The 11,546-nt window shown below is 61.6% G+C and carries 11 protein-coding genes, 1 tRNA gene and 1 pseudogene; 5 read left to right on the plus strand and 8 right to left on the minus strand.

All coding sequences use genetic code 11. The features are described 5' to 3' along the window. Window positions 1–200 precede the first annotated feature (200 nt). From MOQ67_RS02685 to MOQ67_RS02705, 5 genes are all read right to left on the minus strand, one after another. The gene (locus MOQ67_RS02685; protein ID WP_198717751.1) at window positions 201–1,388 is read right to left on the minus strand and encodes a methyltransferase; all 1,188 of its coding nucleotides are present in this window, start codon (window positions 1,386–1,388) and stop codon (window positions 201–203) included. Continuing rightward, complete coding sequence (locus MOQ67_RS02690; RefSeq protein ID WP_198717757.1) at window positions 1,369–2,058, minus strand: ABC transporter permease; 690 nt, start codon at window positions 2,056–2,058, stop codon at window positions 1,369–1,371. Before MOQ67_RS02690 ends, MOQ67_RS02685 begins: the two co-directional genes overlap by 20 nt. A 38-nt stretch (window positions 2,059–2,096) precedes the next feature. Beyond that, on the minus strand, window positions 2,097–2,792 hold the full coding sequence (locus MOQ67_RS02695) for an ABC transporter permease (RefSeq protein WP_017849953.1): 696 nt from the start codon (window positions 2,790–2,792) through the stop codon (window positions 2,097–2,099). 74 nt (window positions 2,793–2,866) lie between these two features. Beyond that, window positions 2,867–3,619, minus strand: a complete 753-nt coding sequence (locus MOQ67_RS02700) for an ABC transporter substrate-binding protein (RefSeq protein ID WP_046385012.1) — start codon at window positions 3,617–3,619, stop codon at window positions 2,867–2,869. A 13-nt stretch (window positions 3,620–3,632) separates the two neighbouring features. Further along, window positions 3,633–4,406, minus strand: coding sequence for an ABC transporter ATP-binding protein (locus MOQ67_RS02705; RefSeq protein WP_017849951.1), 774 nt, complete (start codon window positions 4,404–4,406; stop codon window positions 3,633–3,635). Between the two features lie 555 nt (window positions 4,407–4,961). Here MOQ67_RS02705 and gabP point away from each other — a divergent pair. Further along, a pseudogene (gabP, locus tag MOQ67_RS02710) lies at window positions 4,962–6,352 on the plus strand (GABA permease). Between the two features lie 140 nt (window positions 6,353–6,492). Here gabP and MOQ67_RS02715 read toward each other — a convergent pair. Then, window positions 6,493–6,906: a hypothetical protein gene (locus MOQ67_RS02715; protein WP_046385011.1), complete on the minus strand. Its 414-nt coding sequence runs from the start codon at window positions 6,904–6,906 to the stop codon at window positions 6,493–6,495. 69 nt (window positions 6,907–6,975) lie between these two features. Continuing rightward, on the minus strand, window positions 6,976–7,923 hold the full coding sequence (locus MOQ67_RS02720; RefSeq protein WP_102618609.1) for an alpha/beta hydrolase family protein: 948 nt from the start codon (window positions 7,921–7,923) through the stop codon (window positions 6,976–6,978). Between the two features lie 214 nt (window positions 7,924–8,137). Here MOQ67_RS02720 and relB point away from each other — a divergent pair, with 214 nt between their 5' ends. The 4 genes from relB to MOQ67_RS02740 all read left to right on the plus strand — a co-directional run bounded on the left by relB (window position 8,138) and on the right by MOQ67_RS02740 (window position 11,327). Further along, a complete protein-coding gene (relB, locus tag MOQ67_RS02725; protein ID WP_198717752.1) occupies window positions 8,138–8,329 on the plus strand; it encodes a type II toxin-antitoxin system RelB family antitoxin in 192 nt (63 codons plus the stop codon). A gap of 14 nt (window positions 8,330–8,343) precedes the next feature. Beyond that, window positions 8,344–8,625: a type II toxin-antitoxin system RelE/ParE family toxin gene (locus tag MOQ67_RS02730; RefSeq protein WP_198717758.1), complete on the plus strand. Its 282-nt coding sequence runs from the start codon at window positions 8,344–8,346 to the stop codon at window positions 8,623–8,625. Between the two features lie 41 nt (window positions 8,626–8,666). Further along, the gene (locus MOQ67_RS02735) at window positions 8,667–9,641 is read left to right on the plus strand and encodes an arsenic resistance protein (RefSeq protein WP_198717753.1); all 975 of its coding nucleotides are present in this window, start codon (window positions 8,667–8,669) and stop codon (window positions 9,639–9,641) included. A 78-nt stretch (window positions 9,642–9,719) separates the two neighbouring features. Then, on the plus strand, window positions 9,720–11,327 hold the full coding sequence (locus MOQ67_RS02740; protein WP_017849945.1) for an ArnT family glycosyltransferase: 1,608 nt from the start codon (window positions 9,720–9,722) through the stop codon (window positions 11,325–11,327). A gap of 143 nt (window positions 11,328–11,470) precedes the next feature. Here MOQ67_RS02740 and MOQ67_RS02745 read toward each other — a convergent pair. Then, window positions 11,471–11,546 (minus strand) — tRNA-Phe (locus tag MOQ67_RS02745).

Raw genomic sequence — 11,546 nt, forward strand, 5'->3', positions numbered from 1 at the left:
TCGGCAGGTCGCCGATGGCATCGAGTGGGGTCTGGGTGGAGCCATTCTCAATATGGCGCAACTGCCTGTTTTGCGTGCGTTTTATTTGCTGCACAAAAAATGATCAGTGTGGCATTTGGCCTGTAGCGCAGATGGTTACAGCTTCTGTAAGGATTTCATCAACAGAGTTATCCACAGGGCGCGCGTAGGAAAAATGCGCTTTAATCGCGCTCAGCCAGCACCATAAGGTTGCGTGGGGTCAGGGTGGTTTCGCAGAAACTGCCTACCGCCACGGTGTAGCCCTGTTCCCGCAGAAACAGAGCCCGATCCAGCACCAGCCACAGCTCCAGCGGGCGGCGGAACAACCCTCGCAGCAGTTCCAGGTTTCTGACCTCGGCCAAGCGCCGCCAGCCGTGTGCCTCCAGCGCTGTCCAATCCTGCTCGCCTGTGGATAAACCTTTGAGGTCGGCCAGCTCGCGGCAATAGTCGGCGAAGGGTTTACCCAGCCAACTGGCGGGCAGGGACGGCGTGGGCAGGTACGTGTCGCAATGGCGCAATTGGCGCTGCAAGTGATCGAAACCCAGGCGCCTGGCCATGGACGTATCCCGTTGCCGGCGCACCCGCTTGCCGGCGGTGACGGTTTCACTGAGGGGCAGCCCCAGGTCATCCACCGATAAGCGCAACGCCGAAGCGCGGCCGACGCTCGACAGTGGCTGATAGCGGTCGGTGCGGATGCGGTTGTAGCAGCAGGGTGCCAGCGCCAGTTGCTTGCAGCCAGCAGTGCTGGCCAGTTGCAGCAGGCGCACGTGCAGGTCGCCGCAGGCGTGCAGGGCGACGGGTGTGTGTTCGGCGCTGACCGTCACGTCGGCCAGTACGTCTTGCAGGTGATGGGTGACGGGCAGTTGGTGGTGGTCGCTCAAGGCCTGCCCGGCGGCGATCAGGGCCGGATCGTATTCCAGGCAGGTCAGTTGCTGCCCGCTGTGCAGCAGGCGGCGGCCGAGGTGGCCTTTGCCGGCGCACCAGTCCAGCCAGTGCCGCGGTAGTTGCGCGAACCCCAGGGCGGCGCCGAAGGCTTCGATCTGTTGCCACTTGCGGCCGGGCACATCGACGTTCAGGCGCTGGCGGGCGGGTGTCAGGGGCTGCGTCGGTAACTTATCCACAGCACTGAGGCGCAGCGCCTGCGCGGCCAGCTGTGGAAAAGGCGCCGGGGCAGGCAGCTCATGGGGCCGGTTGTGGCTGCTTTCCGCGTCGGCCAGCGAGCGCCGGCGCAGCCACTGGGCGAGCGCGGGATGTTGGGATTCCCAGGGTAACTGGCGATGCGTGAAGGGCCGTGGTCGCCACAGCCCCTGGTGTTCGCTGAGGAACGCATCCAGCGCCTGGAAGTGCGCTTCAACGTCCCTGGCAGGCATCGACCCGCAGCCAGCGTTCCAGCAGTTTGAAACCGCGCACCAGCACATAGGCCATCAGCAGGTAGAACATCCCGGCGGCGAAGAAGATCTCCACTGGCAGGTACGTGCGCGCAATGATGGTGCGCGCCATGCCGGTCAGTTCGAGCAGCGTCACGGTACTGGCCAGGGCGCTGGCCTTGAGCATCAGGATCACTTCGTTGCTGTACGCCGGCAGGCCGATGCGCGAGGCGCGCGGCAGGATGATATAGAACAGCGTCTTCGGCTTGGACATGCCCAGGGCCCGCGCCGCTTCGATTTCACCCGGCGGGATGGCCTGGATCGCACCGCGCAGGATTTCGGCGATATAGGCGGCGGTGTGCAGGGTCATGGTGGCGGTGGCGCACCAGAACGGATCGCGCAGGTACGGCCACATGAAGCTGTTACGCACCGCGTCGAACTGCGCCAGGCCGTAGTAGACCAGGAACAGTTGCACCAGCAACGGCGTGCCGCGAAAGAAGAAAATGTAGCAATAGGGCAGGGTCCGCACGTACCAGCGGCGCGAGGAGCGGGCGATGCCCAGCGGGATCGCCAGCAGCAGGCCGGCAATCACCGCAATGGCCACCAGCTCGAGGGTGAGGGTCGCGCCCTGGGCCAGTTTGGGCAGCCACTTGATGATCACGGCCCAGTTCAGGCCCAGGTCGAAATGGGACAGCCAGCTGTAGTCGCCGTTCATTGGGTGCTCCTTGCAAAGCCGCGACTGGCGCGTTTTTCCAGGAAGTGCATGCCAGTCATGGCCAGCACGGTGAGGCCCAGGTACATGAACGCCGCCACCATGAAGAAGGTGAACGGCTGCTTGGTCACGGTCACGCCGATCTGCGCATGGCGCATGATTTCTTCGAGGCCGATCACCGATACCAGCGCGGTGTCTTTCATCAGGATCATGAACAGGTTGCCCAGGCCCGGCAGGGCGATGCGCCACATCTGCGGCATGATCAAGCGGGTGAAGATGCGAAACTTCGACAGGCCCAATGCCACACCGGCTTCACGGTGGCCCTTGGGAATGGCGAGGATCGCGCCACGGAACACTTCCGTGGCGTAGGCGCCAAAGCACAGGCCCAGGGCGATGACCCCGGCGGCGAAGGCGCTGAGGGAAAGGTCGGGGTTACCGAAAAACTCCCCGAGGGCACGCATCAGGTTGACCGTGCCGAAATAAATCAGCAACACCCACAACAGTTCGGGAATACCGCGAACGAGGGTCGAGTAAGTCCCGCCCAGCCACTGCAGCAGCTTGTATGGGGACGTCTTGGCCAAAGCGCCGGCCAGGCCGAGTACCAGCCCCAGGCACAGGGCCGTGAGCGCCAGCTTGACGGTCATCAGCGCGCCGGCGGCGAGCGCCGGGCCGAATCCGTAGAGATCGAAATTCATGGTGTTTTCATATCGCGGCAGGCAAAGCTGAAAGCCGACGCGCCCCTGGGAGCGCGTCGGGCATACCGTTCAGATCATTCGATGCTGAAAGGGAAGTACTTGTCGTTGATCTTCTTGTAGGTGCCGTCGGCCTTGATCTCTGCCAGGGCTTTGTTCAGGCGTTCGCGCAGCGGGTCGCCTTTGCGCACGGCGATACCGATCTTGTCGCTCTCGACCACCGGGTTGCCTTTGAATTCGTAGGCGGAACCGTCTTTGCTCTTGAGCCATTCGTACTGCACGTACTTGTCGGCGAGGATGCCGTCCAGGCGGCCGGACGTCAGGTCGAGGTAGGCGTTTTCCTGGGTGTCGTAGAGCTTGCTGGTGGTGTCTGGCAGCTTGTCTTCCAGGTAGGTGCCGGCCAACGTCGCGCGTTGTGCGCCGATGATCTTGCCTTTCAGGTAGGCCGCGTCGGTCTTGAAGTCTGCCGTGGCTTTAGGTGCGATGAACTGCAGCTTGTTGGAGTAGTACGGGTCGGTGAAGTCGACGGCCTGCTTGCGCTCGTCGGTGATCGACAGCGAGGACACCAGGAAGTCGAATTTCTTCGCGTTCAGCGCCGGGATGATGCCGTCCCAGTCCGATACATACACTTCGCACTTCTCGACTTTCATCTTGGCGCACAGGGCGTCGCCGATGTCTTTGTCGAAGCCGACGACGTTGCCGCTGGCATCTTTATTGTTGAACGGCGGGTAGGCCGCTTCGATCCCCATTTTCAGGGTTTCTGCCATGGCCGAGGCGCTGAACGCCATCGAAACGGCCGCGGCCAGAAGGAATTTTTTATAGTTCTGCATGCATGTTGCTCCGTTAGCGGTTGCTGGACATGAATTGTTTGCAGCGCGCCGAAAGCGGGTTTTCAAACACCTGCTGTGGCGATCCTTGCTCTTCGACCAGGCCTTGGTGCAAGAACACCACTTCACTGGACACCTGGCGGGCGAAGCCCATTTCATGGGTGACCAGCAGCATGGTGCGGCCTTCTTCGGCCAGCGCGCGGATCACATTAAGTACTTCCTGGACCATTTCCGGGTCAAGGGCCGAGGTGGGTTCGTCGAACAGGATGACTTTCGGCTGCATCGCCAGGGTACGCGCGATGGCCGCCCGCTGCTGCTGGCCGCCGGACAATTGGGCGGGGTAGGCGTGGCGCTTGTCGCCGATGCCGACCTTGGCCAGCAGGGCTTCGGCCACTTCGATGGCTTCGGCCTTGCTCTGGCCGAGCACACGGCGTGGGGCCTCGATGATGTTGTCGAGGATGCTCATGTGCGGCCACAGGTTAAAGTTTTGAAACACAAACCCGATTTCGCTGCGCAGGCGGTTGATCTGCTTGCCGTCGGCGGCTATCAGCTCGCCGTTCTTCGCGGCCTTGAGCTTGAGCTCTTCGCCAGCCACCAGGATCTGGCCCTGGTGCGGGTTTTCCAGCAGGTTGATGCAGCGCAGGAATGTGGACTTGCCGGAACCGGAGGAACCCAGGATCGAGATCACATCGCCGTCGCGAGCGGTCAGCGAGATACCTTTGAGTACCTCCAGCTCACCATAGCGTTTATGCAAGTTGCGGATTTCAAGCGCGGGCGCGGCCAGAGCCATGTGCGGTCCTCATTGTGTTCGTTGCGTTCCTGCTGTTGGGTCGCCTTCCTGGCGAGGCGCCAACCTAGCATAGCGTCCGGATGGCAGCCAACAGCGCGGCGGATGCTTAACAGGTGGTCTGCGGCAAGGTGTCGCATCGACACAGCGGCGTGTCGCGCCATCAACAACCGAACAGCCGTTTGAACCTGAAAAACCCGCAGGCTTCGCGTGAAAAAGGGCGCGATGGTGCCAGCTTTGGGCGGGTGTTGGAAGGGTTAACCGGGCAAACGGTGACCATCGGCCCTTTTATGGGGCGTCACGTACTTTTTGTGTGTATTTGTGGTGCGCGCGTTCGGGTAAAAGTGAGTCGCTCGGTAACGCTGTAGCGGAATGCCAGCATTCTCAATGACTTGCGAGGGCTGCTGGATCGTCCTACAGCCCGCGTCAATCGGGGTTTTGTAACATTTTGGCGCAAATATTGCGTAAAAAATAAAGAACGCCCTGTTTGTTTCTTTTCACGTAAAAGGCACGCGCCGGGCGGACCGTTTTCGCAATTCCTCGTTTAAAGGTGTGTCAATGAGTAGTACGCATAGCTCCAATGACCTCGAACAGGGGCTCAAACCGCGTCACGTCACCAGTTGTCGATTGCCGGCGTCATCGGTGCCGGTTTGTTTGTCGGCTCCGGCCACGCGATCGCCGCCGCCGGCCCTGCGGTACTGCTGGCGTATGCCGCCGCCGGTGCGCTGGTGGTCTTGGTGATGCGGATGTTGGCCGAAATGGCCGTGGCGTCGCCGGACACCGGTTCGTTCTCGACCTACGCCGATCGGGCGATCGGTCACTGGGCCGGTTTCACCATCGGCTGGCTGTACTGGTGGTTCTGGGTGCTGGTGATTCCATTGGAAGCCAACGCCGCCGCGACCATCCTCCATGCCTGGTTCCCCGGCGTGGCCATCTGGGCGTTTACCCTGATCATCACCTTGCTGCTGACGGCGACCAACCTGTTCAGCGTGAAGCACTACGGTGAGTTCGAGTTCTGGTTCGCGCTGATCAAAGTCGTCGCGATCGTGGGCTTTGTGATCCTCGGCCTGCTGGCGATCTTCGGCTTCCTGCCGACCAGCCAGGTCAGCGGTGTCTCGCACCTGTTCGACACCCAGGGCTTCATGCCGAACGGCATGGGCGCTGTGCTGGCGGCCATCCTGACCACCATGTTCTCGTTCATGGGCACCGAGATTGTCACCATCGCGGCCGCCGAGTCGAAGGACCCGGGCCAGCAGATCACCAAGGCCACCAACTCGGTGATCTGGCGGATTGGTTTGTTCTACCTGCTGTCGATCTTCATCGTGGTGTCCCTGGTGCCTTGGAACGATCCGACCCTGGCTGCCGTAGGTTCCTACCAGACAGTGCTGGAAAGCATGGGCATCCCGAATGCCAAGCTGATCGTTGACCTGGTGGTCTTGGTTGCCGTGACCAGCTGCCTCAACTCGGCGCTGTACACCGCCTCGCGCATGCTGTTTTCCCTGGGCCGTCGTGGTGATGCACCCGCCGTGTCCAAGCGCACCAACAAAAGCGGCACGCCTTACTGGGCGGTGATGCTGTCCACCGGCGCAGCGTTCCTGGCGGTCTTCGCCAACTACGTGGCACCGGCGGCGGTGTTCGAATTCCTGCTCGCCAGTTCCGGCGCCATTGCGTTGCTGGTGTACCTGGTGATTGCGGTGTCGCAACTGCGCATGCGTCAGAAGCGTACTGCGGCGGGCGAGACGCTCGCGTTCAAAATGTGGTTGTTCCCAGGCCTGACCTACGCGGTGATGGTGTTCATCGTCGGTACGCTGGGGATCATGCTGTTCCAGGAAGCCCATCGGGTCGAGATCATCGCGACCGGGGTCTTGAGCTTGCTGGTGGTGGCGGCGGGGCTGCTCGTTTCGAGCCGTCGCAAGGCCCAGAGCGTAGGCGCTGCAGTACTGAATTGATGTGATGGAGTGCGGTGCTTGATTGCGCCGCAGTTCAAATGTGGGAGGGGGCTTGCCCCCGATAGCGGTGTATCAGTCAATTAGATGTCGACTGGCACACTGCAATCGGGGGCAAGCCCCCTCCCACATTGCGTTTTGCGTCAGTCTTGGGAAATCACCAGCGCCTGGGATGCGGCGACGTAATCCGCCTGGAACTGCGGCGACTCGACCCACGCCAGGGCTGCCGCTTCATCCTCGGTGTCGGTAGCCCACTGCCGATATTCGATCAGTGCCGCCAGGATAAAGTCGGTGGCCTCTTCTTCGCCTTCCTGCTCCAGCACCAATGCCAACAGCGGGTGCGCCAGGAATGCCGCGCACAGCGCTTGCTGGCTGATTTCGCCGGCAGTACGCATTTCGACAAACAATTCAGTCAAATCCACCGACTCAAGATCGATGCGGCTGTCATCGCCGGCAAATGCATCCGGCTTGCTCGCGACGGCGCGTTGGGTACGGTTTTGCTTGGCCTTGGCCTTTGCCCGGTGGGCGCGTTTTTGCTGCTTGTTCGGCGAGGCCATGGGCTCACGTCCTTGGTTCAGGATCTGGGTGGGTATTGAAGCGCAGGTTGAGGGAAATCCCAAGGGGTTCTAGACGCGCGCCGTCATGCGACGGCCCGGTGTGCCGGGTGTTAGCGCGCCGTGCTTCAGCCATGCCAGCGCAATCGGCCACAGCCGATCCTCATACTCGCTGCGAAAGAACGCGAAATGTCCGACCTGTGTTTCTCCGATATCGTCAGGGGCGATGCGCAGGTGAGTGCGTTCGCTGCTGGCGAAGTAGCTCAGCAAGCGCTCGATGGCCGGCACGGTGCCGAAGGGATCGTCGGTGATGCTGATCGCCAGCACCTGCGCCGTTAGCCGGGCAAACGGCAGTTCACCCAAGGCGCGCCCGCTGGGCCGTGTTTCATAGCTCGGCGTCGGCGCGCTCCAGTCCCGTACCACGCCGGCCGGCGTATCCTCCAGCCAGCCCAGGCGCTTGCCCGGGAAGTAGCCGAACAGCGCCGTCACCAGTGGCATCACCACATGCCACTTGCCAACCATGCGCCAGCGCCCGCTCGCGGCGTAATCGCGCCAGTAGGCGAATTGCGCGCCCACCGTCACCAGGCGCCGGATCACTGCGCCGGACGCCCCCAGCCCTGCTGCACAGCCGCCGAAGCTGTGACCGACCACGTCGATCGGCTGCCCCGGGAACTCGCGCTGCGCCCGCTGCAATATCGCCTCGAAATCCAGGCGGCCCCAATCCGACCATGAGGCCTTGAAGCCTCGCAGCGAGCCACGGCGGGACTCGCCGATGCCGCGATAGTCGTAGGTGATGACATCGAAGCCGTTGGCGAACAGGTAGTCGGCGAAGCGTGAATAGTGGCGACAGCGCACGGAGGTGGCGGCGTTGATGATGACGACCGGGCGTGTAGGGTCGCTTCGGATGTGGCGCCAGGTGAAGCCGCCAAGCGGGTAGCCGTCTGCGGCGGGTGCCCTGAAGGAAGTGTTTTGGCTGGGTTGAGTTGCAGGCGTTAGCGAAGAGGCATCATTCAAATTCATCGTTTTGGGCCTGTGCCGATTTTTTATTTTTTGGTAACGGTTGGCCAGTTTGCCAGCACTTGTACTTCGTTCCGCTGACTCACTAATCTCTGGCGCTCACAAGGCCTACAACGCCCGCGCACAGTGGCTTGTTCCGAAAAAACCACGCATCTGAGAGAAACGACAGCCAACCATGGACAGATTAGACTGGCAGGCATCCATTACGGAGGTCTCTATGAGCATTCCACGTTCTCCCATCGTTTCGGAGTTTGAAACAGAAGAGCAAGCTGCCAGCTACGACCGTTGGTTTCGTGCCAAGGTGCAGGCTTCAATTGACGATCCTCGCCCTGGTATTCCGCACGATCAGGCGATGGCTGAAGTCGAGAAGGTGCTGGAAGAGAGGCGCAAGGCTCGTGCTTCTCGTTAAGGCGACCTGAGGCTATTGTCGCCCTGATCGAGATCATTGATTACATCGAGCAGTACAACCCGGTTGCCGCTGTCTCGCTGCACCAAACTATTGTGGTTGCCGCCGAGGGGTTGTCCCTGATGCCATACGGATTCAAGCACGGTCGCTTGTCTGGTACTCGGGAAATGGTTGTTCATCCAAACTACTTGGTGGTCTATCGGGTGACGGAGCACGTTGAGATAGTGATGGTGTTACACACTCGCCAGGAATATCCCAGGGATGTGATCGGGCCACACCACTCGACCTCACGCCAGTAGATGCTTAGGCTTGCGCCTTTGCAATCAGCGAGAGCGTCCTGATGACCCGCGACACCCTCGAACACCACCAGATTCCCCTCTACTTCGCCAGCGTCCTCCTGGCCGCCGCTTTCGGTCTGCTCGCGCCGTCATTGGCGCATGGCCTCGGCGTGCTGGTCACGCCGGCCATCGCGGTGCTGATGTATGCGATGTTCCTGCAAATCCCGTTTCTGCAGCTGCGCCAAGGCGTGGGCAACCAGCGGTTCCTGGCGGCGTTGCTGCTGGCCAATTTCGTTCTCGTGCCCGTGCTGGTGTGGCTACTGACGCGTGGCCTGGTGGAGCGCCCGGCGTTGCTGGTGGGGGCGTTGCTGGTGTTGCTGACGCCGTGTATCGACTACGTGGTGGTGTTTACCCATATCGGCAAGGGCGATTCGCGCTTGATGCTGGCCGCGACGCCGCTGCTGCTGTTGTTGCAGTTGGTGTTGTTGCCGGTGTACCTGGGGTTGATGTTGGGCGCGCAGTCCGCGGTGGTGGTGGAGGTGCGGCCGTTTGTCGAGGCGTTCCTGTTATTGATCGTGGTACCGATGGTGCTGGCGGTGATCACCACCTCGCTGGCGCGGCGATCCTCGGTCGTCAACGCCTGGAACGATGCCTGGGCCTGGTTGCCGGTGCCGGCGATGGCCGCGGTGCTGTTTGTGGTGATCGGTTCGCAAATCACCGCAGTGGTGCGCGATATCGGCCTGCTGCTGCCGGTGATTCCGGTCTACGTTGGCTTCGTGCTGTTGGCGCCATTGATGGGGATGTTCGCCGCGCGCCTGTTCGCGCTGCCGGCGGTGACGGCGCGCGCGGTGACGTTCAGCGCGGCGACGCGTAACTCGCTGGTGGTGTTGCCCCTGGCGCTGGCGTTGCCCGAAGGCGTGCGCGGGTTGGCGGCGACGGCGGTGATCCTGCAAACCCTGGTCGAGTTGATTGGCGAACTGATCTACGTTCGCCTGATCCCGGTGCTGGTGTGGCGCGCAGATCGGCCGGGCACATGAATGTTCAGGGTTGTTCAGGCGCTATTTGGGATGTGTTGGGCACCATAAGCCGCCGCTCACTACCTGGCAGGACAACCGATGGATCAGCGCAACTCTTTTCGCCTGGAGTCTCTGGGCATCTTTCTGATTGCTTTGTTGTTATTTACGTTGGGGATCTGGGACCAGCAGCCTCAGGGATTTGACGGGCGCTGGGCGTTGTTCATGCAGGAAATGTTTCGCCATGGGGCGAGTCTTTTCCCCACCACCTACGGCCAGCCCTACGCGGATTATCCCGGTACGGCGACGTTCTTCAGTTTTGTATTCGCCCGGTTGTTCGGTGCGCCCAACCACCTGGCGAACGTCCTGCCCACCGCGCTGGCCTCTGCCGGAGTGGTGGCGCTGATCTATCGCTTGCTGGCGCCTTCCAGTCGCGCCTGGGCGCTGTTGACGGTGCTGCTGACCTTGCTCACCACCCAGTTGCTCGAAAAGTCGCGCTCGGTGTGCCTGGATCAGATGGTGGCGCTGTTGTGCGTAGGCAGTTTCTACCTGCTGCACAGTGGCGAGCGCCTTGGCTCGCGGCTGCGGCAACTGGCGGTGTTCCCGCTGTTTATCCTGGGTTTTGCGATTCGCGGGCCATTGGGCTTGATCGAAGTCTGTGGGGTGGCCTGTGTGTATTGGGCGTTGGGTCGTCCGGGGGAGCGGGTCAGGCAAGTGCTGATCCACGGCGTTATCGGGTTGCTGCTGTTGGCGTGTTGCTGGTGGCTGCTGATGCAGTTGGCGCGGATCAGTGGGGGCCAGGCCTTTGCCGATGAAGTGTTCAAGATGCAGGTTGGCGGGCGCCTCGATGAAATCGGCGAGCCGTTCTATTTCTACTTCCAACTGAGTCTGTACCGTTACTTCCCGGTGGTCCCCATGGCGTTGGCGAGCATGGTTGCGTTGCGTCATCGCTGGCCGGAACGCTGGGGCAATGACGACGTGCAACTGGTCGTGCGGCTCGGCGCCTGCGGCTTGATGATTCTGCTCGGGCTGTCGGTGCCGCACTTCAAGCGCGCTTATTACATCCTGCCCATGGTGCCGATGTTTGCCGCTGTCGCCGCCTATGGGCTGCTCCACGCACAGAACTGGTTCGTCGGGGTGCGTCGCTGTTACACATGGCTCGTCGCGGCGCTGCCGGCGTTGTGCGTGGTTGTAGTCTTCGTGTGTCGGCATGGGTGGCAGAAGCACGGTTACTGGCCGGACGTTTCGTTGCCGTTGCTGATCGGCGTGCTGGTGATCCTGCAGGGGGCGGTATTGATCGCCTGGCGTCGCGCCGGGCGTTTGGTGTGGCTCAGCGCGATCGCACTGGCGGCGCAGTGGTTGTTGCTGGTGACCGTGGTAGAGCCGGCCAAGGACCTGCAGTTCGACACCCGGCAATTTGTCAGTCAGGTGGAAGCGCTTCGCGCACAAGAGCCTGGACCGTTGGTGTTTGTCGGCCTTGCGCGGGACACCTGGGCCGTGCGCTACATGATGAACCTGGATCACGACGAGCAACCGCTGTTCATCGGGCGTAACCAGCTCGATCAGTTGGACTCGCTGCCACGGCCGTCCTGGGTGATCGTGGCGCGCAAGGAAACCGAGCAGTTGAAGGGCACACCGGTGGAACACCTGGCGCCGATGTTCAACGGGCGCCTGAACGACAATCCGTTGTTGGTGTTCTTGCTCAAGTAGGCGGCGCGAGGCGGGTATTGCGTACTGGGGTGGTGGTGAGCCACCCCGGTTCGGGATGGGTAAATCGAAGGCAACAAAAAACCCGCACTAGGCGGGTTTTTTGGGTGTTTCAGATGATCGTTGCACCACCTGAAACTTAATAGTGGTGCCCAGAGACGGAATCGAACCGCCGACACGGGGATTTTCAATCCCCTGCTCTACCGACTGAGCTATCTGGGC

The organism is Pseudomonas sp. LY-1 (assembly GCF_053502595.1).